Below are 23,297 nucleotides of genomic sequence, written 5' to 3'. Positions count from 1 at the left end.
CCTTGTTTTACTTGTGGCTCAGCCGGCGGACGAGCCAGTCGCCGAACGACTGCACGATCTGCACGAACACGATCAGGATCGCAACCACCGTCCACATCACTTCGGGCAGATAGCGCTGGTAGCCGTAGCGGATCCCGAGATCGCCGAGGCCGCCGCCGCCGATCGCGCCCGCCATTGCCGAATAGCCGACCAGCGACACGAACGTGATCGTCAGGCCCGCGACGACGCCCGGCAGCGATTCGGGCAGCAGCACCTTGAAGACGATCTGCGACGTGGTCGCGCCCATCGACTGCGCAGCCTCGATCAGCCCGCGGTCGACTTCGCGCAACGCCGTCTCGACGAGACGCGCGATGAACGGCGCGGCAGCGAGCGTCAGCGGCACGACCGCCGCGGCCGTGCCGATCGACGAACCCGTGACGAGCCGCGTAAACGGAATCACCGCGACCAGCAGGATGATGAACGGCGTCGAGCGGACGGCATTCACGATGCCGCCGAGCACACGATTCACCGCGAGGTTCTGCAGCACGCCCTGGCGGTCGGTCAGGTAGAGCAGCACGCCGAGCGGCAGGCCGACGAGCGCGCCGACCGCCCCGGAGATGCCGACCATGATCAGCGTCTCCCAGAACGACTGCACGAACATATCGAACATCTCACTCAACATACGAAAGCTCCTCTACCACCACACCTTGCTCGCGCAGGAACGCGAGCGCCTGCCCGACCTTGCCCGGCTCGCCGCCCGCGAGCACCGCGAGCGAACCGAATGCCTGCCCCTGGATCTCGTCGATCTGGCCGTGCAGGATGTTGAAATCGAGTTCGTACCGGCGGATCGTCTCCGACAGGATCGGCTGATCGACACCCGAGCCCGTGAACGCGAGCCGCAGCAGATGCCCGCTGCCGGTCTTCAGCCGCTCGGCCACGCGCGCCTTCAGCGCGGGCGGCAGTTCCTGCGCGATCACGTCGCCGATCAGCGCGCGCGTCACTTCGTGATGCGGCTGCAGGAACACGTCGATCACGCGGCCTTCCTCGACCACGCGCCCTGCATCGAGCACCGCGACGCGGTCGCACACCTGCTTGATCACTTCCATCTGGTGCGTGATCAGCACGATCGTCAGGCCGAGTTCGCGGTTGATGCGCTTCAGCAGGTCGAGGATCGAACGCGTGGTCTCGGGATCGAGCGCGGACGTCGCTTCGTCCGACAGCAGCACCTTTGGCTGGCTCGCGAGCGCGCGTGCGATGCCGACGCGCTGCTTCTGCCCGCCGCTGATCTGCGACGGATAGCGATCCTTTTGCGCGGACAGCCCGACGAGGTCGAGCAGCGGCAGCACGGCGGCCTCGATCTCGGCACGGCTTGCGCCGGCCAGTTCCAGCGGCAGTGCGACGTTGTCGAACACCGTGCGCGACGACAGCAGGTTGAAGTGCTGGAAGATCATGCCGATCTCGCGGCGCGCCTCGCGCAGCGCGCCAGCCGGCAGCAGCGTGAGATCGCGCCCGCCGACGACGACATTGCCTTCGGTCGGCCGCGTGAGCAGGTTGATGGTGCGCACGAGCGTGCTCTTGCCGGCGCCGCTTCGGCCAATGATGCCGAACACCTCGCCCTGCGGGATCGTCAGGTTGACGTTGTGCAGCGCCTCGACCCAGCCGCTCGGCCCGGGAAATCGCTGCGAAAGATTGCGTAATTCGATCATGTAAACAAAACGATGGCCGGCTGGCGAGCAGGCCCGCCAGTCGGCCACCGATGCATCTGGAATAGCCGGCGATTTTACCGCAAACCCCTCATTCCCCTTAATAATCGATTTCGATCTTTTCATAACCACACGAAATTAGAGGAGCGCCGCTGGCGCGCCGCGACGGTGCCGCGACTATGATCCAGAACACCGACCAACCGACAGGGGACACGCCAGATGACCGCCACCACTTCGCCGGCTGCCGCACCCGCCACCGCCGGACCGGCACCTTCGTCGTCGCCCGCGCCGACCATGGGCCGGCTGCGTACCGCGGACGGGCTCGAACTGGCGTCGTACCGCTGGCCAGCCGGCGACGGCACCACGCCGCCGCGCGCGACAATCGCGCTCGTGCACGGTCTTGCCGAACACGCGGGCCGCTATGCCGCACTCGCCGGCCGGTTGAATGCAGCCGGCATCGACGTGCTCGCGATCGACCTGCGCGGGCATGGCCAGTCACCCGGCAAGCGCGCCTGGGTCGAGCGCTTCGACGGCTACCTGAACGATGCGGACGCGCTGGTCGCCGAAGCCGCGCGCAGCAATTCGCCGCTGTTCCTGATGGGGCACAGCATGGGTGGCGCGGTCGCGGCGCTTTACGCAATCGAACGTGCGCCGGCACGTGGCCACGCGCTGACGGGCCTCGTGCTGTCGAGCCCGGCGCTCGCGCCGGGGCGCGACGTGCCGCGCTGGATGCTCGCGGTGAGCCGCGTCATCAGCCGCATATGGCCGACCTTCCCCGCAATCAAGATCGATGCAGCGCTGCTGTCGCGCGATCCGGCCGTCGTCGCGGCCAATCGCGCCGATCCGCTCGTGCATCACGGCGCGGTACCCGCGCGCACCGGTGCGGAGATTCTCGACGCGATGGCACGCATCGAAAGCGGCCGCGCTGGGCTCCGCGTTCCGGTGCTCGTCTATCACGGCACCGAGGACAAGCTGACCGAGCCCGACGGCAGCCGGGCGTTCGGCGCGCGCGTCGGCTCGCCCGATCGCACGCTGACGCTATACGAAGGCGGCTTTCACGAAACGATGAACGATCTCGAACGCGATCGCGTGATCGACGCGCTGATTGCGTGGATTCACGCACGCGTGCCGGCGCGCTGAGCGCGCCCGGCCCGGCCGGTCAGTCGGCCATCAGATGCCGGCCAGCACGCGCAGGTGTGCGACCACGCTGCGCCCGAGCGCGGACAGGTTGTAGCCGCCTTCGAGACAGCTCACGATGCGGCCCTGCGCATGCCGCCGCGCCACGTCGACGATCTGCGCGGTCAGCCATTCGAAGTCGGCTTCGACGAGGCCGAGGTTGCCGATGTCGTCCTCGCGATGCGCGTCGAAACCCGCCGACACGAACAGCATCTGCGGCTTGAATGCATCGAGGCGCGGCAGCCAGAACATGTCGACGGCTTCGCGGATCGCCATCCCGTTGCTGCGCGCGGGCATCGGCAGGTTGACCATGTTCGGGGCCTGGTGATCGACGCCCGAGAACGGATACAGCGGATGCTGGAAGAAGCTGCACATCAGCACGCGCTCGTCGTTCGCGAATGCGGCCTCGGTGCCGTTGCCATGGTGCACGTCGAAATCGATGATCGCCACACGCTCGAGACCGTGTACATCGAGCGCATGCCGCGCGGCGATCGCGACGTTGTTGAAGAAGCAGAAACCCATCGCGCGCGCGGGCTCCGCATGGTGGCCGGGTGGGCGCACGCCGCAGAACGCATTCGCATAGCGGCCTTCGATCACCGCGTCGGTCGCCGCGATCGCGGCGCCGGCCGCGCGCAGCGCCGCGCGCCACGTATCGCGGTTCATCAGCGTATCGGGATCGATCTCGACGTAGCCGTCCACCGGCGTCATGCTCCGGATGTAGTCGATGTGCGCCTGCGTATGCACCCGGCCCAGCGCCACCTCGCTCGCGAACGGTGCGGTTTCGTGCACGATCAGGTCGTCGATGCGGCTCGCGATCAGTTGATCCTGGATCGCCGAGAGGCGGGCCGGGCATTCCGGATGCCATTCCCCCATCTCGTGCAGCATACAGTCGGGGTGCGTATAGAAAGCGGTTGCCATAAGCTGTCATCCACGGCGCACGGTGCGCCGCAGGTCTCCATCAATGATGTCCATCGTCTGCCGCGAATTCGCCGCTAACTTACCACAACGGTGGCCCGCAACGCCCCGGCGCGCCGGATCCGTCGGGTATACTGCGCCGAACCCAATCGCCCTGTCCGCCCGCTTCGACATGAATTCCAGCAAGCCCGCCGCCCTTCTCTCCGTGCTGTTCCGTGCTCGCGTCCCGCTCGTTGCGGCCGCTGTGGTCGCGGCCCTCGGCGCCGCGCCTGCCAGCGCGCAGACGCAACCCGCGAAGTCCGCGGGCAAGCTCGTCGCACAGGCCCAACCGCAGCAGCCGACGCCGCAAGGCCAGACCTTCGAAGAGGAAATCGTTCCGCAGCGTTACGCGAACAACGCGAAGGTCGACGCGTTCATCGACGAGATGGTGACTCGCAACGGCTTCGACTCCGCGAGCCTGCATGCGCTGTTCTCGCGCATCAGCTATTCGGCAACGGCCGTCAAGCTCGTGAAGCCGGCCCCGTCGCCGACGGTCAAGAACTGGCGCGTCTATCGCTCGCGCTTCATCGAGCCGATCCGCATCAACGCGGGCGTGAAATTCTGGAAGGCGAACCAGGCAACGCTGCAGCGCGCATCCGAGCAATTCGGCGTGCCGCCCGAGGTAATCGTCGGCATCATCGGCGTCGAGACGATCTACGGCCGCTACATGGGCAATTTCCGCGTGCTCGACGCGCTGACGACGCTGACGTTCGACTATCCGGACACGCCGAATCGCGACAGCCGCCAGGCGACGTTCCGCAAGAACCTCGAGGATTTCCTGGTCTGGACCCGCGATAACCAACTCGACCCGACCACCGTGCTCGGCTCGTATACGGGCGCGATCGGGATTCCGCAGTTCCTGCCGAGCAGTATCCGCGAATATGCGGTCGACTTCGACGGCACGGGCCATGTCGACCTGCGCAGCAGCCCTGCCGATGCGATCGGCAGCGTCGCGAACTACCTGAAGCAGCACGGCTGGGAAACCGACCGCCCGGTGGTCTGGCAGATCACGCCCGATACGGGCAGCCTGGGGATCGCCCAGGCCGCCGCCGACGGCCAGCCTGAACCGCACTGGGCGCTGTCGCAACTGCTGCGCGCGGGCATGACGCTGAACGAGCCGGCGGTCAACATCACCACCGAAGCCGGTACGCCCGTGACGGTGGTCGACCTGCCGTCACCGGGGCGCGCGACCGAGTACATGCTCGGTCTCAAGAATTTCTATGTGCTGACGCGCTACAACCGCAGCTTCTTCTACGCGCTCACCGTGTACCAGCTTGGCGAGGCCGTGAAGGCGCAGATGGAAGCGAGCGGCGCACTTCAGCCGAGCGCCACCGAAACGCAATCGCAGTAAGCATCGCCCGCCCAACAAAAAAGCGCCGCACATGCGGCGCTTTTTTTTTCGCACGCGCTCGACGCGCGCCTGCCCGCGTTCAGGCAGGAAACACGCCCGTGGACAGGTAGCGGTCGCCACGATCGCAGACGATGAACACGATCGTCGCATTCTCGACCTGACGCGCGATGCGCATCGCGACTTCACATGCGCCGCCCGACGAAATGCCCGCGAAGATGCCTTCAACAGCCGCGAGCCGGCGCGCCATCGTTTCCGCCGCGGCCTGGCTCACGCTCTCGACGCGGTCGACGCGGCTGCGATCGAAGATGGTCGGCATGTATGCCTCCGGCCACTTGCGGATGCCCGGAATGCGCGAACCGTCTTCCGGCTGCGCACCGATGATCTCGATCGCCGGATTCTGTTCCTTCAGATAGTGCGACGTACCCATGATCGTGCCCGTCGTGCCCATGGCCGACACGAAATGCGTGATGCGGCCTTCGGTATCGCGCCAGATTTCCGGACCCGTCGCTTCGTAGTGCGCAATCGGATTGTCGGGGTTCGCGAACTGGTCGAGGATCACGCCCTTGCCTTCGCGCTGCATCTGGTCCGCGAGATCACGTGCCAGCTCCATCCCGCCCTTCACCGGCGTCAGGATGATTTCGGCACCGTAGGCGGCCATGCTCTGGCGGCGCTCGACCGACAGATCCTCCGGCATGATCAGCACCATCTTGTAGCCGCGGATCGCCGCTGCCATCGCGAGTGCGATACCCGTATTGCCGCTCGTCGCTTCGATCAGCGTATCGCCCGGCTTGATGCGCCCGCGCGCCTCCGCCTTGCTGATCATCGACAGTGCCGGACGATCTTTCACGGAACCGGCCGGATTGTTGCCTTCGAGCTTCGCGAGCACCACGTTGTTGCGCGCGCGAATCTCCTCGTCCGGCAAGCGGACGAGTTGGACGAGCGGCGTATTGCCGATCGTGTCTTCGATAGTTTTGTAAGCCATGGATATACCGTGAGTACGAGGCCGATCAATCGATCGATTGTAAACCAGCACCGCTGCTCGCGCCGGCAACCCCATTGCGACGATGGAATACGCGTGGCCGCCACACGCCGTGCCCACGCAAAAAACCCGCGGCATGCCGCGGGAAGCCGTCGCAACGACGGCGACTGAAGGAGCTCGTTGTCGATCGCGCGTAGCGCGTTACTTCTGTGCGGTGCGGGCCGGTGCAGCCGCAGGCTTGCCGGCAGACGGCTTGCCCGCAGACGGCTGCACGGCACTCGTGCCGGCCGCGCCGATCGTCAGCCCTTCCTGCTGAAGCCGCTCGACGGTATGGCCACCCATGCCTTTCACGCGTGATGCGAGATCTTCCGCATTCCTGAACGGACCGCGTGCGCCGCGTTCGTCGAGAATCGCTTTCGCGCGCGCCGGGCCGATGCCCTTGATGCCGACGAGCGCATCCTCGTTCGCGGTGTTGACGTCGACGGCCGCCCAGGCCGACGCGATCGTGCCGAGCATTGCCGCTGCGGCCAACCATTTCCTGATCATGTGCTGGATCTCCGATGAATTCGGCCGGCGGCTGCCGACCGTGAGACCCAGTCTATCGATTCAACGCTTCCGCTTAAACCTGGCCGGATAGCCAACGCACGTAGCGGTCGACGCCTTCCTGCACGGTCAGGAACGGCGCGTCGTAACCGGCCGCGCGCAGCTTCGTCTGGTCGGCCTGCGTGAAGCACTGGTACTTGCCGCGCAATGCATCGGGAAACGGCACGTATTCGATCAGCCCCTGCTCGACCTGCTGTGCGAGCGTCAGCGGCGGCTGGTTGTCGAGCGCGCGCAGCGTATTCACGACCGTCGACGCGATATCGTTGAACGGCTGCGCACGGCCCGTGCCGAGATTGAAGATGCCCGACTTCTCCGGATGATCGAAGAAGAACAGATTCACCTTCGTCGCGTCCTCGACCGACACGAAGTCGCGCGTCTGCTCGCCCGGTGCATAGCCGTTGTACTCGCCGAACAGCTTCACCTTGCCTTCCGCACGGAACTGGTTGAAGTTGTGGAACGCGACCGACGCCATGCGCCCCTTGTGCGTTTCGCGCGGACCGTACACATTGAAATAGCGAAAGCCGGCGATCTGGCTCTTCGCGGTCGGCAGCACGCGACGGATCACCTGGTCAAACAGGAACTTCGAATAGCCGTAGACATTCAGCGGCGCCTCGACGTCGCGCTCCTCGACGAACCGCGTCGAGCCGCCGTAGATCGCCGCCGACGACGCGTACAGGAACTGCGTGCCCTGCGCGAGGCAGGTGTCGAGCACCGCGCGGCTGTAGCGGAAGTTGTTGTCCATCATGTAGCGGCCGTCGGTTTCCATCGTGTCCGAACAGGCGCCTTCGTGGAATACCGCGCGTACCTTGCCGAAATCGCCGCGTGCGAAGCGTTCGACGAATTCCGTTTTGTCCAGATAGTCGTCGATCTCGCAATCGACGAGATTCCGGAACTTGTCCGCGCGCGTCAGGTTGTCGACCGCGATGATGCGCGTCTCGCCGCGCTCGTTGAGCGCCTTGACGATGTTCGCGCCGATAAAACCGGCTGCGCCGGTGACGATGAGGGTCATGATCGTCCTGCCTGAAAAGTGCGAGCCATGCGTGCGGCGCGCTCGTCGCGCCACCGCATGCGCTCAGTGAAACAGTTCGTCGTAGTCCACCGTGGCCGTGCCGAGCTTGCCGACCACGATGCCTGCCGCGCGATTCGCGAGCACGACGGCATCGACGAGCGGCACACCTGCGCCGAGCATCGTCGCGACCGTCGCGATCACGGTATCGCCCGCGCCCGACACGTCGAACACCTCGCGCGCGAGCGCTGGTGCGTGCAGTTCGCCGTCGGCGGAAAACAGCGTCATCCCTTCTTCCGAACGCGTGAGCAGCAGCGCGTCGATGTCGAGCTCCGCGCGCAGCTTCGCAACGCGCGCGCGCAGATCGTCTTCCGACTTCCACTGCCCGACCACTTCACGCAGTTCCGCGCGATTCGGCGTGATCAGCGACGCACCACGATAGCGTGCCCAGTCGTCGCCCTTCGGGTCGACGAGGACGGACTTGCCGGCCGCACGCGCTTTCTCGATCATCGTCGTGACGTGCGTCAGGCCGCCTTTCGCGTAATCCGACATCAGCACGACGGCATGCTGCGGCAGCAGCGCATCGAAACGCGCGAGCCCCGCGAGCAACACCTCGTGCGTCGGCATGGCCTCGAAGTCGACGCGCAGCAGTTGCTGCTGGCGCGCGAGCACGCGCAGCTTGATCGTGGTCGGCAGCGCCGGGTCGCGCTCGAGATGCGGCGTCACGCCGCTGCTGCCGAGCAGTTCGACGATCCGCTCGCCGGGTTCGTCGCAACCGACGACGCACAGCAGCCCGGCCTGTCCGCCGAGCGTCACGGCGTTGCGCGCAACGTTCGCTGCACCGCCAAGGCGCTCTTCCTGACGCTGCACGTGCACGACCGGCACCGGCGCTTCAGGCGAAATGCGATCGACGTTGCCGAACCAGTAACGGTCGAGCATCACGTCGCCGACGACCAGCACGCGCGAGCGCGCGAGCTGCTCGCGCGGCACCGGAACGACTTCGCGAAGAGTATTCATCGTAGGGTCAGCCACGGGTGGACAACTGGGGATCGACATACGGCCGGCCGATCGCGTAATAGTCGATGCCCAGTTCGGCCATCGCATCCGGCTCATAGAGGTTGCGCCCGTCGAAGATCACCGGCGCCTTCAATTCGGCCTTCAGGCGCGTGAAGTCGGGGCTCCGGAATTCCTTCCACTCGGTCACGATCACGAGTGCGTCCGCGCCCGTCACGGCGATGTCCTGCGTCTCGACGAGATGCAGCCGCGCCAGCGCGTCCGGATTGGTGCCGAAATCGAGCGCAAACACGCGCCGTGCCTCGTCGACCGCGACCGGATCGTACGCACGCACGGTCGCGCCGCGTTCGAGCAGCGCGGCGATCAGGCGGCGGCTCGGCGCCTCGCGCATGTCGTCGGTGTTCGGCTTGAACGCCAGGCCCCAGACCGCGAACTCGCGGCCGGTCAGGTCAACGCCGAAGCGCTGCTCGATCTTGCCGATCAGCACGTCCTTCTGCGCATGGTTGGCCGCCTCGACGGCTTCCAGGATGCGCAGCGGCTGGCCGTTCTCGCCTGCGGTGCGAATCAGCGCCTGGACGTCCTTCGGGAAGCACGAGCCGCCGTAGCCGACGCCAGCGTACAGGAAATGATAGCCGATGCGCGGATCGGAGCCGATCCCGCGGCGCACGGCCTCGATGTCCGCGCCGACCTTGTCGGCGAGATTCGACATCTCGTTCATGAACGAGATACGCGTTGCAAGCATCGCGTTCGCCGCATATTTCGCGAATTCGGCCGAGCGCACGTCCATGTAAATCGTGCGCTCGTGGTTGCGGTTGAACGGCGCGTAAAGCTTCTTCATCTTCTCGCGCGCGATCGTGCCCGTCTCGTCGTCGTCGACACCGATGATGATCCGGTCCGGACGCATGAAGTCTTCGACCGCGGCGCCTTCCTTCAGGAACTCCGGGTTCGATACGACCGAGAAGCGATGCGCGACGCTGCCTGCCAGACCACGGGCGGCAAGCGCCTCGTCGACCACGCCGCGCACGCGCTGCGCGGTGCCGACCGGCACCGTCGACTTGTCGACGATCACCTTGAAGCCCGTCATGTGGCGGCCGATGTTGCGCGCGGCTTCGAGCACGTACTGCAGGTCGGCCGAGCCGTCCTCGTCGGGCGGCGTGCCGACGGCGATGAACTGGATCTCGCCGTGCGCGACGCTCGCCTCGATGTCGGTCGAGAAGCGCAGGCGCCCGGCCGCGCGGTTGCGCGCGATAATGTCCAGCAGCCCCGGTTCGTGAATCGGCATCCCGCCGTTGTTCAGGATGTCGATCTTGCGCGGATCGACGTCGAGACAGAATACGTCGTGACCGATCTCAGCGAGGCAGGCGCCCGTGACGAGACCGACATAGCCGGTGCCGATGATGGTGATTTTCATAGATGTTCCGGTACTTCCCGGTAATTGACTAACTTGGCCGCCGGGACGAGCCCGGCGGCAACCGCAGCGCGTTGGCTCCGCGTGCCGGGATCAGCCCGGCATCGCAGGTTCGACGCGGCGCGGCGCATAGGTTTCCCAGCCGCTGCATCCGGGGCACTGCCAATAGAAAAGCCGTGCCCGGAAACCGCAATTCTGGCACGTATACCGTGGCAGATTCTTCGTGCGCTGCTTGATCAGCGCACGCATCATTTCAAGTTCCTTACGGCGCGGCTCGTCGGCTGCGGCGATTTGCGCATCGAGCAGATGCAGCATCCCCGACAGGTTCGGCGACTTCTCCATTTGCGCACGCGCGAGCGTGTGCGCCGCCTCCTGGCCACGCAACCCCGCGAGGTGCTGGTACGCGATGTCGAGCAGGTCGTTCGACGGATAGCGGTCAACATACCCCATCAGCAGCTCGGCGCCTTCGGCGTTCTTGCCGAGCGCGATATACGCCTTCATCAGCTTGTCGGCGACGAGCGGCAGATACGCCGGATTCTGCGCTTCGACGCGCTTCCAGTGCTCGATCGCGGCCGCATGATTGCCCTCCGCTTGCGCCGCGTCGCCGGACAGGACCGTCGCGCGAACGTTCTGCGGGTTCACGGTCAGCGCCAGGCGCAGCTGCTCGGCTGCCGCTGCCGCGTTCTTGCGCTGCAGCGCGTCCTGCGCGAGTTCGCAGTGGAACTGCGCAATTTCGACGCCGAGCGGCTTGTCGCTCATCGACTCGATGCGCTTCGCCGTATCGATCGACTTGTTCCAGTCCTTCTCGATCTCGTAGATCGTCAGCAGCGCCCGCTGCGCACCGAGCGCGTAATCGCCGTCGGCGAGCTTGTGAAACGCCTCCTCGGCACGATCGAGCAGGCCGGCTTTCAGGAAATCCTGGCCGAGCTCGTACAGCGCGTGGTCGCGCTCGTTGACCGGCAGGTCCGTGCGGCTCAGCAGGTTCTGGTGCACCCGGATCGCGCGGTCGGTCTCGCCGCGGCGGCGGAACAGGTTACCGAGCGCGAAGTGCAGTTCGACCGTCTCGGGATCGAGCTTGGCGACCTCGATGAACGCGTCGATCGCCTTGTCGGGTTGTTCGTTCAACAGAAAATTCAGGCCGCGAAAATACGATCGCGGCAGGTTGGCGCTCTCCGACAGGAGATTCTTCAGGTCATAGCGTGACGCCGCCCAACCCAGCGCGAACGCCACCGGAATCGCGAGCAACCACCAGAAATCCAGATCCATGCGAAATATCGAAGCAGAGACGAAAACCGCGCGATTATCGCGCGGCGTCCGTGTTAAATGACGGGCGGCATCGGCGGCTGGTCGATGACGGCCGGCGTTTCGCGTGCCGCACGCAGATCGCGCTTCAGGCGCCCGTTCTCGAGACGCAGGCGAAAGATCGAAGGCAGCGCGGACAGCAGGCCGGCCAGCAGCCCCACGGCGAAGAACGCGAGGCCGATCAGGATCAGCGGCGCTTGCCATGAATAGCCGGCAACGAAATTCAGCGTCGCGGTTTGCGTATTGGCCAGCGCAAGCACCAGCAGCAGTACGAACACCAATACCCGGATCAGCCAGACGATAAACTTCATGAAGCCCTCTCTTTGTTGAGGTTTGCCGCGGCGCGCGACTCCCCTTCGTCGCACCGAATCGACCCGTATTGTAAAGGATGCGTTTCCGCGCCTGCGCAGATCCTGCGCGCACCCGTTGCGCGGCGATCGCCGAAAATGAAAAAAGCGCCCGCAAGGGGCGCTTTTCTTTTCAGCCTTCGCCGGATGGGTTCCGGGCAAACCGGATGACGCTCAACGCTCGTCGTCCGGATCGTCAGCCTTCAGCGGTTCACCGGCGCGGCCGTCGACGCGTTCCCGCAATTCCTTGCCAGGCTTGAAGTGCGGCACGAACTTCTCGGGCACCTGCACTTTCTCCCCTGACTTCGGATTGCGTCCGACGCGTGCCGGGCGACGGTTGAGGCCAAAGCTGCCGAAACCCCGAATTTCAATGCGATGCCCTTTCGCCAGGGCGTCAGACATCGCATCGAGCATCGTTTTCACCGCGAAATCCGCATCCTTGAGGACAAGTTGCGGAAATCGCGATGCCAGCTGCGCGACCAACTCGGATTTGGTCATACTTCAGCAGACCTCGTAAGGCTTACTGGTTCTGGCCGTCGAGCTTCGCCTTCAGCAGCGCGCCGAGGTTGGTCGTACCGGTCGCAGCAGCGCTCGAGTCCGACTGCAGGCCGCGGATCGCTTCCTGTTGTTCAGCCGAATCCTTCGCCTTGATCGACAGGTTGATGCCGCGCGACTTGCGATCGATGTTGATCACCATCGCGTTGACCTTGTCGCCTTCCTTCAGCACGTTGCGTGCGTCTTCGACGCGATCCTGCGAGATTTCCGATGCGCGCAGGTAGCCTTCGATGTCGCCCGTCAGCGTAACGACCGCACCCTTCGCATCGACCGTCTTCACGACGCCGTCGACGATCGAGCCCTTGTCGTTCATTGCAACGTAGTTGCTGAACGGGTCGCCTTCGAGCTGCTTGATGCCGAGCGAAATACGTTCCTTCTCGACGTCGATACCGAGCACGATGGCTTCGACTTCGTCGCCCTTCTTGTACTTGCGAACAGCTTCTTCGCCAGCTTCGCTCCACGACAGGTCCGACAGGTGAACCAGGCCGTCGATGCCGCCCGGCAGACCGATGAACACGCCGAAGTCGGTGATCGACTTGATTGCGCCCGTGATCTTGTCGCCCTTCTTGAAGTTGCGGCTGAAGTCATCCCACGGATTCGGCTTGCACTGCTTCATGCCGAGGCTGATACGACGACGGTCTTCGTCGATCTCGAGGACCATGACTTCGACTTCGTCGCCCAGCTGGACAACCTTCGACGGTGCGACGTTCTTGTTGGTCCAGTCCATTTCCGACACGTGGACGAGGCCTTCGATGCCCGATTCCACTTCGACGAATGCGCCGTAGTCGGTGATGTTCGTGACCTTGCCGAACAGGCGCGTGCCCGACGGGTAACGGCGCGAGATGCCTTCCCACGGATCGTCGCCCAGTTGCTTGATGCCCAGCGAGACGCGGTTCTTCTCTTGGTCGAACTTGAGGATCTTCGCGGTGACTTCCTGGCCAACCGACAGGACTTCGCTCGGGTGACGCACACGACGCCATGCGATGTCGGTGATGTGCAGCAGGCCGTCGATGCCGCCGAGGTCGACGAACGCGCCGTAGTCGGTGATGTTCTTGACCACGCCGTTGACGATCGCGCCTTCCTTCAGCGTCTCGAGCAGCTTCGCGCGCTCTTCGCCTTGCGTGGCTTCGATCACTGCACGACGCGACAGCACGACGTTGTTACGCTTGCGATCGAGCTTGATCACGCGGAACTCGAGCGTCTTGCCTTCGTACGGGGTCGTGTCCTTGACCGGACGCGTGTCGACCAGCGAACCCGGCAGGAACGCGCGGATGCCGTTGACCATCACGGTCATGCCGCCCTTCACCTTGCCGGTGATCGTGCCGGTGACGAGTTCGTTGTTGTCGAGAGCCTTTTCCAGCGACAGCCACGATGCAAGGCGCTTCGCCTTGTCGCGCGACAGGATCGTGTCGCCATAGCCGTTTTCGAGTGCGTCGATCGCGACGGACACGAAATCGCCCGACTGCACCTCAACCTCGCCCTGATCGTTCAGGAATTCCTCGATCGGAATGTAAGCCTCGGACTTCAGGCCTGCATTGACGACCACGAAGTTGTGGTCGACGCGCACGACTTCGGCGGAAATCACTTCGCCGGCGCGCATGTCTTGGCGGGTCAGCGACTCTTCGAACAGAGCCGCGAAAGATTCAGTATTCGGGTTGGAGGTTTGCAGGTCGGACATAAAAATCTGATTGTGCATGGCTCGCTGTGCCACGCCGGCCGGAATGGCAGGCTGAAAGGGCCAGATCGAAGACCACACGGGGTTAAGGGTTCGAAACACGCTCCGCGCTTGCGACGCGGGGCACCTACCGCTGCTCGCCTTCTCAGGCGGGCTGGCCGAGCGCCCGATACCACTGCAGCACCTGGCCGACTGCTTCGTCGACCGAAAGTGCCGACGTATCGAGCAGCTTGGCATCTGCCGCGGGCTTCAGCGGTGCGGCCGCGCGATTGCTGTCGCGCGCGTCACGATCACGAAGATCCCGGAGCAAGTCATCTATATTAGCAGAAAAACCTTTTTGCATCAATTGCTTATGCCGTCTGGTCGCGCGCGCCTCGGCGCTGGCCGTCAGGAACACCTTCAGCACGGCGTCCGGGAAGATCACGGTGCCCATGTCGCGCCCGTCCGCGACGAGGCCTGGCGTCTTGCGGAACGCGCGCTGGCGCGCGACGAGCGCGGTGCGCACGGGCCCGTGCACGGCAATCGCCGATGCGCGGTTGCCGACCGCTTCGGCACGGATGTCGTTCGACACATCGACACCGTCGAGCTGCGCGCAGCCTTCGCGGAACGTGATGTGGAGATCGTCGATCAGTTTCACCAGCGCGTCGATGTCCTCCGCGTCAATGCCGTAGCGCACGCTCGCGAGCGCGGCGAGCCGGTACAGCGCGCCGCTGTCGAGCAGGTGGAAGCCAAGGTGCGCGGCGACGAGCGCGGCGACGGTGCCCTTGCCGGAAGCAGTCGGGCCGTCGATCGTGATGACGGGAGTCGGGTGAAAGGGTCGGGTCGATTTCATCGGAACAAATGGGTCAGGCTTTGGCGAGCGCGGCGAAGCGGTCGAAATAGTCGGGGAACGTCTTGCCGACGCACTTCGGATCGTTGATCCGCACGGGCACGCCGCCCAGGCTGACGAGCGAGAAGCACATCGCCATCCGGTGATCGTCGTACGTGTCGATCGCCGCGTTCGGCGTGAGCTTTTCCGGCGGCGTGACGACGAGGTAGTCAGGGCCTTCCTCGACGATCGCGCCGACCTTGCGCAGCTCGGTCGCCATCGCGGCGATGCGGTCGGTTTCCTTCACGCGCCAGCTCGCGATGTTGCGCAGCGTGCTCGTGCCGTTCGCGAACAACGCCGCGACTGCAATGGTCATCGCCGCATCGGGGATCAGGTTGAAGTCCATGTCGATCGGCTCGAGCTTGCCGTGGTCGTGGCCGATACCGCGCACGTCGATCCAGTCGTCGCCCATCGTCACGTTCGCGCCCATCTGCATCAGCGCGTTCGCGAAACCGACGTCACCCTGGATGCTCGCCCGCCCCACGCCTTCGACGCGCAGCGGGCCGCCGCCAAGTGCGCCGGCCGCGAGGAAGTACGATGCGGACGACGCATCGCCCTCGACCATGATCCGCCCCGGCGAGCGGTAGCGGACGCCGGCCGGCACGACGAAGCGCTGCCAGCCGTCGCGCTCGACGGCCACGCCGAAGCGCTCCATCAGCCGGATCGTGATGTCGATGTACGGCTTCGAGATCAGCTCGCCGTCGACCTCGACGACGACCTTGCCGTCCTTCGCCTTCACGAGCGGCAGCGTCATCAGCAGCGCCGTGAGGAACTGGCTCGACACGTCGCCACGCACGCGGATCGGCGCGTCGACGGAAATGTTCGCGGGCTTGATTCGCAGCGGCGGGTAGCCTTCGTTCAGCTCGTAGTCGATCTGCGCGCCGATCTGCCGCAGGCCGTCGACAAGATCGCCGATCGGCCGCTCGTGCATGCGCGGCACGCCGTGCACGCGATAGTCGCCGCCGTTCACCGCGAGCGCGGCGGTCAGCGGCCGCACGGCCGTGCCCGCGTTGCCGAGGAACAGGTCGGCCGTCTTCGCGGTGAACGCACCGCGCGTGCCCGTGACGACACAGGTGTCGCCATCGCGCGCGAGCCTCACCCCGAGCTTGCCAAGTGCGTCGAGCATCACGCGCGTGTCGTCGGAGTCGAGCAGGTTGGTGATCGTCGTTTCGCCTTCGGCAAGCGCCGCGAGCAGCAGCACGCGGTTCGAAATGCTCTTCGAGCCGGGCAGGCGCACGGTGCCCGATGCGCTGGAGTATGGGCCGAGATCGAGATAGTCCATGGGAATCGTCCTGTTATTTCTTGACCGGTTCGGCAGCGGGCGCACCACCGCGCTCCTGCCATGCCTTGCGCGCCGCGCGCGAGCGCGTGAACACCGCTTCGAGCGCCGCGCCGTCACCGGCGTCGATCGCCGCGCGCAGCCGCGCGAGCACGCGCGTATAGCCATCGAGTTCGTCGAGCAGCGCCGCGCGGTTCGCGACGCACACGTCGCGCCACATCTCCGGGCTCGACGCCGCGATGCGCGTGAAATCGCGGAAGCCGCCCGCCGCGTACGAGAATTTCAGTTCCGCATCGGCCTCGCCGAGGATCTGTTCGACGAGCGCGAACGACAACACGTGCGGCAGATGGCTGATCGACGCAAACACGCGATCGTGCTGCTCCGTGCTCATCGTGCGCACGTCAGCGCCGGTCGCGCGCCACATCGCGTCGATCCGCGCGACCGATTCGATTGCATTCTCCGGCAGCGGGCACAGCACGACGTTGCGGCCGACGTACAGATCCGGCAACGCGGCCTCGACGCCGCTCGACTCACGACCGGCGATCGGATGCCCCGGCACGAACTGCGCGATCCGCGCGCCGAGCGCTTCGCGCGCGGCCGCGACGACGTCGGACTTGGTGCTGCCCGCATCGGTGACGATCGTCGCCGCTTCAAGCCACGGCGCGATGCGCGCGAGCAACGGCCCCGTCTGCGCGACGGGCGCCGCCAGCAGCACGAGATCGGCGCCTGCGAGCGCGTCACGCAGTTGCACGTCGTCGTCGAGCGCCGCCGCCCGGTCGATCACGCCGAGCGCAAGCGCACGCTCGACCGAAGGACGTGAACGGCCCACGCCGACAACCTCGCCCGCGCCGCCTGGCGCGCGCTCGCGCAGTGCGCGGGCCAGCGATCCGCCGATCAGGCCGACGCCGAAGATGACCAGTTTGTTGAATGCAAAGCCTGACACGACAAGAGCCAAGTTACGCGCGCGGGACGACGCCCGCCACGCGGAATTCCAGATTCCGGGCAACAGGCCCGCATCCGGCACAACCTGCGCCGGATGCCGCCCGAACCCGCCTTCGGCAGCGCCGACCGGCCTGCCCTGCCCGCCCCCAACGCCTGCGCGAACAAGCGACGGGCCGCGGCGCATCAGCGTGCGCGCGGATACGAACCGAGTATCTTCAGGAACGCGGCCTTCTGGCCGAGTTCCGCGAGCGCGGCCGCAACTGCCGCATCGTCCCGATGCCCTTCGATGTCGATGTAGAAGTAGTACTCCCATGTGCCGACGCGCGCCGGGCGCGACTCGAAGCGCGTCATCGACACGCCGTGCCGTGCGAGCGGCTCGAGCAGCTTGAATACGGCGCCCGGCTCGTTCTTCACCGACACGATCAGCGACGTCTGGTCATGACCGCTTTGCCCCGCCGGCTGCTTGCCGATGATCACGAAACGCGTGCGGTTGTGCGGATCGTCCTGGATCAGCGAGAACGCGATCTGCAAGCCGTAATGCGCGGCCGCGCGGTCGCCCGCGATCGCCGCGACGGTCGGATCGGCCGCCGCGAGACGCGCGGCCTCCGCGTTGCTCGCTACCGCCTGCCGCTCGAGCTGTGGTGCATTCGCCGCGAGCCACTGCTGGCATTGCGCGAGCGCCTGCGCATGTGCACAGACGCGTTTCACGCCGTCGAGCGTGCCGCTCTGCGTCAGCAGGTTGTGATGGATCGGGAGCGCGAGCTCGCCGCTGATCAGCAGTTGTGTCTGCAGCAGCAGGTCGAGCGTTCGCGACACGGCGCCTTCGGTCGAGTTCTCGACCGGCGCAATGCCGAAAGCGGATGCGCCGGCCTCGACCGAGCGGAACACCTCGTCGATCGACGGGCACGGCAGCCCTTCGATCGACTGGCCAAAGTACTCGAACATCGCCTGCTCGCTGTACGTGCCGACCGGCCCAAGGAACGCGACGTGGATCGTCTGCTCGAGTGCACGGCTCGCGGCCATGATCTCGCGCCAGATGGCACTGATATGTTCGCTCGCGAGCGGCCCCGCGCTCATGTCCTGCAGCCGCGCGATCACCTGCAGCTCGCGCTCCGGCCGGAACACCGGCGCGTTGAAATGCTTCTTGACCTCGCCCACCTCCAGCGCCACCGCGGCGCGCTGGTTCAGGAGCGCGATCAGCTGCGCGTCGATCGCATCGATGCGATCGCGCAGCGGTTTCAGGCGGGAATTCAGTTCGTCGTCCATGCGTTTTGCCGTGCTGTTTGAACAGCGCCGCCGTCAGGCGCCGCGCTGCTCGAAGTCCTTCATGTACTCGACGAGCGCTTTCACGCCCTCGAGCGGCACCGCGTTGTAGATCGACGCCCGCATGCCGCCGACGGACTTGTGGCCCTTCAGCTGCAGCAGCCCGCGCGCCTTTGCGCCGGCAAGGAAGTCTTCGTTGCGCGTTTCGTCGGCCAGGAAAAACGGCACGTTCATCCGCGAACGCGCTGCCGGCTCGACCTTGTTCAGGTAGAAGCTGCTCGCATCGATCGTGTCGTAGAGCAGCTTCGCTTTTTCGATATTGCGGGCCTCGATCGCTTCGAGGCCACCCTGCCGCTTCAGCCACTGGAATACCAGGCCCGCGATGTAGATCGCGTAGGTGGGCGGCGTGTTGTACAGCGAGTTGTTCGCGGCGATGGTCTTCCATTCGAACGCGGACGGGCAGATCGACAACGCGCGGTCGAGCAGATCCTCGCGCACGATCACGAGCGTCACGCCGGCCATCCCGATGTTCTTCTGCGCGCCGCCGAACAGCACGCCGTACTTCGCGACGTCCATCGGACGCGACAGGATGTGCGACGAGACGTCCGCGACCAGCGGCACGTCACCGAGATCGGGAATCTCGAACGTCTCGACGCCGTCGATCGTCTCGTTGGTGCACAGATGCACGTACGCCGGATCGTCCGACAGCTGCCATTCGGCGCGCGCGGGCGCACGCGTGAAGCCGTCTTCGGTCTTGCCGGTCGCGGCGAGATGCGGCGTGCCGTATTTCCTGGCTTCGCTGAACGACTTCTGCGACCACGAGCCCGTGACGACGAAGTCGGCCGTCTTGCGCGACCCGAGCAGGTTCATCGGCACGATCGCGTTTTCCGCGATACCGCCCCCCTGCAGGAACAGGATCCGGTGACTGGCCGGCACGCCGAGCAGGTCACGCAGGTCGGTCAGCGCGGCCTCGTGGATCGACATGAATTCCTTGCCGCGATGGCTCATCTCCATCACGCTCATGCCGCTGCCGTGCCAGTCGAGCATTTCGTCGGCAGCTTGCCGCAGCACTTCCTCGGGCATCGCCGCAGGGCCGGCGGAGAAATTAAAGACGCGCATCGTGAAAACCTCGGAGGGACGCGACCGGCTCGCCGCCGGCAGAACGCGCCAGAAAAGAAATGGCCGCTTGCGCTCGCGCGCAAACGGCCATTATCGCACTGTCGCCAGGCTCCCGCCAAACCCGGCCGAACGGCCGGGGGGCGTGCCTGGACGGCTTTACTTGCCCGGCTTGACTGCTGCGACTTCCTTGTCAGCCTGCGTGCGCGTTGCCTGGATAGCTTGCGGCATGTACTTCTGCATCAGGCCGTTGACCACGTCGCGACCGACCTGATCCTGAACCTGGATGAACTTGCGGCCCGTCGGGCTCTTGTAGAACGTCGTCAGATCCTTGATCTCCGACGTGCTGTAGTACTTCGCGTATGCGTCGTACTGAGCCGACATCGCGTCGTTCTGGAACTGTTGCGTACCGAACACCTTGCCTGCGCCGTCAACCAGCTTCGGCACTGCGTTCTTCTGCAGCGTCGGAACGGCAGCCTGCTTCTGCTTGTCGTTCAGCGTCTTGTTTTCCGACAGTGCGTCCGACAGGATCGCCGGCACGAGCTGCTTGGCCTGCATTTCGGCGCTGTTGCCGATTGCCGACACGAGCTTCGGCGCATCGATCGCGTCGAGCAGATCCTTGATCGCTGCCTTCTTGTCGGCGTCGATCGGCGCAGCTGCCGCGGCGGGTGCCGGTGCGGAATTCGACAGCGCTTGCGCCATCGCGAACGTCGGCACCAGTGCAGCCAGCAGGACCAGTTGCTTGAATTGCTTTTGCATCATCACTCCCTTTTGGAAATATGAATGGTTGCTCGCCGGCCGCGGCGCTTCACGCCCGCGGCGGCCAGAGTCTCATCCGTTCTTCAGGCTTCGCCGTCCGACGCCTCGTCGGCCTCGCCATCGCCCTCTTCGGCCTCCGCGATCTGCTGCAGGCCAGAGAGCTTGGTACCCTCATCGAGACTGATGAGTGTAACACCTTGCGTGGCACGCCCCATCTCGCGAATCTCGGAGACGCGGGTGCGAATCAACACGCCGGCCGTCGTAATCAGCATGATCTGATCCTCGGCGTCGACGAGCGTCGCGGCCACGACCTTGCCGTTGCGCTCGGACGTCTGGATCGCGATCATACCCTTCGTACCACGGCCGTGGCGCGTGTACTCGGTGATCGGCGTGCGCTTGCCGTAGCCGTTCTCGGTCGCGGTGAGCACGGTCTGCTCCTCGCTGCCCGCGACCAGCATCGCGATGACCTGCTGCCCGTCGTCGAGCTGCATGCCGCGCACACCGCGCGCCTCGCGCCCCATCGGACGCACGTCGTTCTCGTCGAAGCGCACGGCCTTGCCGGCGTCGGAGAACAGCATCACGTCGTGCGCGCCGTCTGTGATCGACGCACCGATCAGGAAATCGCCGTCGTCGAGGCCGACCGCGATGATGCCCTTCTTCATCGGACGGCTGAATGCTTCGAGCGGCGTCTTCTTCACGGTGCCGAGCGACGTCGCCATGAAGATGAACTTGTCGGCCGAGAATTCCTTGACCGGCAGCACGACGTTGATCTTCTCGCCCTCCTGCAGCGGGAACATGTTGACGATCGGGCGGCCGCGCGAGTTGCGCGAGCCCTGCGGCACTTCATAGACCTTGACCCAGTACACGCGGCCGCGGTTCGAGAAGCACAGGATGTAATCGTGGGTGTTCGCGATGAACAGCGTCTCGATCCAGTCGTCTTCCTTCATCTGCGTCGCCTGCTTGCCGCGACCGCCGCGCTTCTGCGCGCGGTACTCGGACAGCGGCTGCGACTTCACGTAGCCCGCATGCGACATCGTGACGACCATGTCCTGTGGCGTGATCAGATCTTCGGTGTTCAGCTCGGTCGCGTTCAGTTCGATCTTCGAGCGGCGCGCGTCGCCGAACTCGGCCTTCACCGTGGTCAGTTCCTCGCCGATCATCGTCGTGATCCGCTCGGGGCGCGCGAGGATGTCCAGCAGGTCGGCGATCTGCGCCATCACTTCGCGGTACTCGCCGATGATCTTGTCCTGCTCGAGGCCGGTCAGGCGCTGCAGACGCATCTGCAGGATTTCCTGGGCCTGCGTGTCGGACAGGCGGTACAGGCCGTCGCCCTGCATGCCGAACGCCGGATTCAGACCTTCCGGGCGGTACGCGGAGCGGCCGCCGACCGCCGCGTTCTCGCTCTCGGCGCGCGTGAGCATCTCGCGCACGAGCGACGAATCCCACGGCTTCGCCATCAACTCCGCTTTCGCGATCGGCGGCGTCGGCGCAGCCTTGATGATCGCGATGAACTCGTCGATGTTCGCAAGCGCGACCGCGAGACCTTCGAGCACGTGGCCACGTTCGCGGGCCTTGCGCAGTTCGTAGATCGTGCGGCGCGTCAGCACTTCGCGCCGATGCGACAGGAAGCACTGCAGGATTTCCTTCAGGTTCAGCAGCTTCGGCTGGCCGTCGACGAGCGCGACCATGTTCATGCCGAACGTATCCTGGAGCTGCGTCGCCTTGTACAGGTTGTTCAGCACCACTTCCGGCACTTCACCGCGCTTGAGCTCGATCACGACACGCATGCCGCTCTTGTCGGACTCGTCGCGGATGTCGGAAATGCCTTCGAGCTTCTTCTCGTTGACAAGCTCGGCGATCCGCTCGAGCAGCGAACGCTTGTTCACCTGGTACGGCAGCTCGTCGACGATGATCGCCATCCGCTGGCCGCGGTCGATCTCCTCGAAGTGCGTGGCCGCACGCATCACGACGCGCCCGCGCCCGGTGCGGTAGCCGTCGCGCACGCCGGCGACGCCGTAGATGATGCCGGCCGTCGGGAAATCCGGCGCCGGGATGATCTCGATCAGCTCGTCGATCGTCGCTTCCGGGTTGCCCAGCAGGTGCTGGCACGCGTCGACGACTTCGTTCAGGTTGTGCGGCGGGATGTTGGTCGCCATGCCGACCGCAATACCCGACGAGCCGTTGATCAGCAGGTTCGGGATGCGCGACGGCAGGACCGACGGCTGCGTTTCATTGCCGTCGTAGTTCGGCTCGAAATCGACCGTTTCCTTGTCGATGTCGGCGAGCAGCTCGTGACCGATCTTCGCCATGCGAATTTCGGTGTAACGCATCGCCGCGGCATTGTCGCCGTCGATCGAGCCGAAGTTGCCTTGCCCGTCGATCAGCATGTAGCGCAGCGAGAAATCCTGCGCCATCCGCACGATCGTGTCGTAGACCGCGGTGTCGCCGTGAGGGTGGTACTTACCGATCACGTCACCGACGATACGCGCCGACTTCTTGTACGCGCGGTTCCAGTCGTTGTTCAGTTCGTGCATCGCGAACAACACGCGCCGATGCACGGGCTTCAGGCCATCGCGGACATCCGGGAGGGCACGTCCGACGATCACGCTCATCGCGTAATCGAGATACGAACGGCGCATTTCCTCCTCGAGGGAGGTGGGCAGGGTCTCTTTGGCGAATTGATCCATGTATCCGTATCGTTTCGGAGCGAAGACGGCGAACGCCTTTCGCGTGGGCGCTGCATGCGCAACGCAACGCGAGATTCTAACATGCGCCCATCAGCCGCCAATTCGCCTCCCCCTCTATATATAAATAGCGAAAATCGCAGCCGCGGCGAACTGGCCGGAACTTGCCCACCGCAATTGCACCCGACTCGGCGCCACCGGCGATCGCCTCGCACTTGTTGCTCGCACGCGAGTAAACAAATGCAGTCACCAGCGCAATTTCGCCACCACACTCTTGACAATCTCTGAAAGTTACGGCAGGTCGGTGTTGCGCATGCACCACAAACGTTGAGGC

General features: G+C 65.1%; 21 protein-coding genes. 2 read left to right on the top strand and 19 right to left on the bottom strand.

Going from position 1 to position 23,297, the window contains the following annotated elements; all coding sequences use genetic code 11:
• Positions 1-7: 7 nt before the first annotated feature.
• Both HWX36_RS08395 and HWX36_RS08390 read right to left on the bottom strand, forming a co-directional pair.
• Positions 8-661: a methionine ABC transporter permease gene (locus HWX36_RS08395; protein ID WP_006486982.1), complete on the bottom strand. Its 654-nt coding sequence runs from the start codon at positions 659-661 to the stop codon at positions 8-10.
• Positions 651-1,685, bottom strand: a complete 1,035-nt coding sequence (locus tag HWX36_RS08390; protein WP_175951676.1) for a methionine ABC transporter ATP-binding protein — start codon at positions 1,683-1,685, stop codon at positions 651-653. Before HWX36_RS08390 ends, HWX36_RS08395 begins: the two co-directional genes overlap by 11 nt.
• Before the next feature lie 216 nt (positions 1,686-1,901).
• On the opposite strand from HWX36_RS08390, the gene HWX36_RS08385 reads away from it, so the two are divergent.
• Positions 1,902-2,822, top strand: a complete 921-nt coding sequence (locus HWX36_RS08385) for an alpha/beta hydrolase (RefSeq protein ID WP_175951675.1) — start codon at positions 1,902-1,904, stop codon at positions 2,820-2,822.
• 30 nt (positions 2,823-2,852) lie between these two features.
• Here HWX36_RS08385 and HWX36_RS08380 read toward each other — a convergent pair whose 3' ends face one another.
• Positions 2,853-3,776: a histone deacetylase family protein gene (locus HWX36_RS08380; protein ID WP_011351344.1), complete on the bottom strand. Its 924-nt coding sequence runs from the start codon at positions 3,774-3,776 to the stop codon at positions 2,853-2,855.
• Between the two features lie 43 nt (positions 3,777-3,819).
• Between HWX36_RS08380 and mltB the strand changes: the two genes are divergently transcribed.
• A complete protein-coding gene (mltB, locus tag HWX36_RS08375; protein ID WP_175951674.1) occupies positions 3,820-5,163 on the top strand; it encodes a lytic murein transglycosylase B in 1,344 nt (447 codons plus the stop codon).
• A gap of 79 nt (positions 5,164-5,242) precedes the next feature.
• Here mltB and cysM read toward each other — a convergent pair whose 3' ends face one another.
• The 16 genes from cysM to gyrA form a co-directional block, all read right to left on the bottom strand.
• Positions 5,243-6,145 carry a cysteine synthase CysM gene (cysM, locus tag HWX36_RS08370; protein ID WP_175951673.1) on the bottom strand — a complete coding sequence of 301 codons (903 nt, stop codon included), beginning with the start codon at positions 6,143-6,145 and terminating at the stop codon, positions 5,243-5,245.
• A 198-nt stretch (positions 6,146-6,343) separates the two neighbouring features.
• On the bottom strand, positions 6,344-6,688 hold the full coding sequence (locus HWX36_RS08365; protein ID WP_175951672.1) for a helix-hairpin-helix domain-containing protein: 345 nt from the start codon (positions 6,686-6,688) through the stop codon (positions 6,344-6,346).
• Between the two features lie 73 nt (positions 6,689-6,761).
• Complete coding sequence (gene rfaD / locus HWX36_RS08360; RefSeq protein WP_175951671.1) at positions 6,762-7,754, bottom strand: ADP-glyceromanno-heptose 6-epimerase; 993 nt, start codon at positions 7,752-7,754, stop codon at positions 6,762-6,764.
• 63 nt (positions 7,755-7,817) lie between these two features.
• Complete coding sequence (rfaE1, locus tag HWX36_RS08355) at positions 7,818-8,768, bottom strand: D-glycero-beta-D-manno-heptose-7-phosphate kinase (RefSeq protein ID WP_175951670.1); 951 nt, start codon at positions 8,766-8,768, stop codon at positions 7,818-7,820.
• Between the two features lie 7 nt (positions 8,769-8,775).
• Positions 8,776-10,176, bottom strand: a complete 1,401-nt coding sequence (locus HWX36_RS08350) for a UDP-glucose/GDP-mannose dehydrogenase family protein (protein ID WP_175951669.1) — start codon at positions 10,174-10,176, stop codon at positions 8,776-8,778.
• 90 nt (positions 10,177-10,266) lie between these two features.
• Positions 10,267-11,439, bottom strand: a complete 1,173-nt coding sequence (gene lapB, locus HWX36_RS08345) for a lipopolysaccharide assembly protein LapB (protein WP_175951668.1) — start codon at positions 11,437-11,439, stop codon at positions 10,267-10,269.
• Positions 11,440-11,492: 53 nt separating this feature from the next.
• Positions 11,493-11,786, bottom strand: coding sequence for a LapA family protein (locus tag HWX36_RS08340; RefSeq protein WP_021157458.1), 294 nt, complete (start codon positions 11,784-11,786; stop codon positions 11,493-11,495).
• A 210-nt stretch (positions 11,787-11,996) separates the two neighbouring features.
• The gene (locus HWX36_RS08335) at positions 11,997-12,320 is read right to left on the bottom strand and encodes an integration host factor subunit beta (protein WP_006486894.1); all 324 of its coding nucleotides are present in this window, start codon (positions 12,318-12,320) and stop codon (positions 11,997-11,999) included.
• Positions 12,321-12,342: 22 nt separating this feature from the next.
• Positions 12,343-14,073, bottom strand: coding sequence for a 30S ribosomal protein S1 (gene rpsA, locus HWX36_RS08330; RefSeq protein WP_319000483.1), 1,731 nt, complete (start codon positions 14,071-14,073; stop codon positions 12,343-12,345).
• 124 nt (positions 14,074-14,197) lie between these two features.
• The gene (gene cmk, locus HWX36_RS08325) at positions 14,198-14,884 is read right to left on the bottom strand and encodes a (d)CMP kinase (protein WP_175951667.1); all 687 of its coding nucleotides are present in this window, start codon (positions 14,882-14,884) and stop codon (positions 14,198-14,200) included.
• Between the two features lie 13 nt (positions 14,885-14,897).
• Positions 14,898-16,202: a 3-phosphoshikimate 1-carboxyvinyltransferase gene (aroA, locus tag HWX36_RS08320; protein WP_175951666.1), complete on the bottom strand. Its 1,305-nt coding sequence runs from the start codon at positions 16,200-16,202 to the stop codon at positions 14,898-14,900.
• 13 nt (positions 16,203-16,215) lie between these two features.
• Positions 16,216-17,142: a prephenate dehydrogenase/arogenate dehydrogenase family protein gene (locus tag HWX36_RS08315; RefSeq protein ID WP_175951665.1), complete on the bottom strand. Its 927-nt coding sequence runs from the start codon at positions 17,140-17,142 to the stop codon at positions 16,216-16,218.
• Between the two features lie 182 nt (positions 17,143-17,324).
• A complete protein-coding gene (gene pheA / locus HWX36_RS08310) occupies positions 17,325-18,407 on the bottom strand; it encodes a prephenate dehydratase (protein WP_175951664.1) in 1,083 nt (360 codons plus the stop codon).
• A gap of 33 nt (positions 18,408-18,440) precedes the next feature.
• On the bottom strand, positions 18,441-19,523 hold the full coding sequence (gene serC / locus HWX36_RS08305) for a 3-phosphoserine/phosphohydroxythreonine transaminase (protein WP_175951663.1): 1,083 nt from the start codon (positions 19,521-19,523) through the stop codon (positions 18,441-18,443).
• Between the two features lie 156 nt (positions 19,524-19,679).
• On the bottom strand, positions 19,680-20,279 hold the full coding sequence (locus tag HWX36_RS08300) for a DUF2059 domain-containing protein (protein ID WP_021157463.1): 600 nt from the start codon (positions 20,277-20,279) through the stop codon (positions 19,680-19,682).
• Between the two features lie 83 nt (positions 20,280-20,362).
• Complete coding sequence (gene gyrA, locus HWX36_RS08295; protein WP_175951662.1) at positions 20,363-22,966, bottom strand: DNA gyrase subunit A; 2,604 nt, start codon at positions 22,964-22,966, stop codon at positions 20,363-20,365.
• Positions 22,967-23,297: the final 331 nt, after the last annotated feature.

This window comes from Burkholderia sp. BCC0405 (assembly GCF_902833075.1).
In the GTDB taxonomy this organism is placed as follows: domain Bacteria; phylum Pseudomonadota; class Gammaproteobacteria; order Burkholderiales; family Burkholderiaceae; genus Burkholderia.
Note: the sequence above shows the minus strand (reverse complement) of the source record. Positions and strands in the feature narration are given on the sequence as shown.

Bases quoted from the DNA above. Each gene is read 5' to 3' on its own strand.
- HWX36_RS08395 (WP_006486982.1), bottom strand. From the start codon at position 661: ATGTTGAGTGAGATGTTCGATATGTTCGTGCAGTCGTTCTGGGAGACG.
- HWX36_RS08390 (WP_175951676.1), bottom strand. From the start codon at position 1,685: ATGATCGAATTACGCAATCTTTCGCAGCGATTTCCCGGGCCGAGCGGC.
- lapB (WP_175951668.1), bottom strand. From the start codon at position 11,439: ATGGATCTGGATTTCTGGTGGTTGCTCGCGATTCCGGTGGCGTTCGCG.
- HWX36_RS08335 (WP_006486894.1), bottom strand. From the start codon at position 12,320: ATGACCAAATCCGAGTTGGTCGCGCAGCTGGCATCGCGATTTCCGCAA.
- mltB (WP_175951674.1), top strand. From the start codon at position 3,820: ATGATGTCCATCGTCTGCCGCGAATTCGCCGCTAACTTACCACAACGG.
- HWX36_RS08300 (WP_021157463.1), bottom strand. From the start codon at position 20,279: ATGCAAAAGCAATTCAAGCAACTGGTCCTGCTGGCTGCACTGGTGCCG.
- rpsA (WP_319000483.1), bottom strand. From the start codon at position 14,073: ATGCACAATCAGATTTTTATGTCCGACCTGCAAACCTCCAACCCGAAT.
- cysM (WP_175951673.1), bottom strand. From the start codon at position 6,145: ATGGCTTACAAAACTATCGAAGACACGATCGGCAATACGCCGCTCGTC.
- HWX36_RS08365 (WP_175951672.1), bottom strand. From the start codon at position 6,688: ATGATCAGGAAATGGTTGGCCGCAGCGGCAATGCTCGGCACGATCGCG.
- rfaD (WP_175951671.1), bottom strand. From the start codon at position 7,754: ATGACCCTCATCGTCACCGGCGCAGCCGGTTTTATCGGCGCGAACATC.
- pheA (WP_175951664.1), bottom strand. From the start codon at position 18,407: ATGGACGACGAACTGAATTCCCGCCTGAAACCGCTGCGCGATCGCATC.
- HWX36_RS08385 (WP_175951675.1), top strand. From the start codon at position 1,902: ATGACCGCCACCACTTCGCCGGCTGCCGCACCCGCCACCGCCGGACCG.
- gyrA (WP_175951662.1), bottom strand. From the start codon at position 22,966: ATGGATCAATTCGCCAAAGAGACCCTGCCCACCTCCCTCGAGGAGGAA.
- aroA (WP_175951666.1), bottom strand. From the start codon at position 16,202: ATGGACTATCTCGATCTCGGCCCATACTCCAGCGCATCGGGCACCGTG.
- HWX36_RS08380 (WP_011351344.1), bottom strand. From the start codon at position 3,776: ATGGCAACCGCTTTCTATACGCACCCCGACTGTATGCTGCACGAGATG.
- cmk (WP_175951667.1), bottom strand. From the start codon at position 14,884: ATGAAATCGACCCGACCCTTTCACCCGACTCCCGTCATCACGATCGAC.
- rfaE1 (WP_175951670.1), bottom strand. From the start codon at position 8,768: ATGAATACTCTTCGCGAAGTCGTTCCGGTGCCGCGCGAGCAGCTCGCG.
- serC (WP_175951663.1), bottom strand. From the start codon at position 19,523: ATGCGCGTCTTTAATTTCTCCGCCGGCCCTGCGGCGATGCCCGAGGAA.
- HWX36_RS08350 (WP_175951669.1), bottom strand. From the start codon at position 10,176: ATGAAAATCACCATCATCGGCACCGGCTATGTCGGTCTCGTCACGGGC.
- HWX36_RS08340 (WP_021157458.1), bottom strand. From the start codon at position 11,786: ATGAAGTTTATCGTCTGGCTGATCCGGGTATTGGTGTTCGTACTGCTG.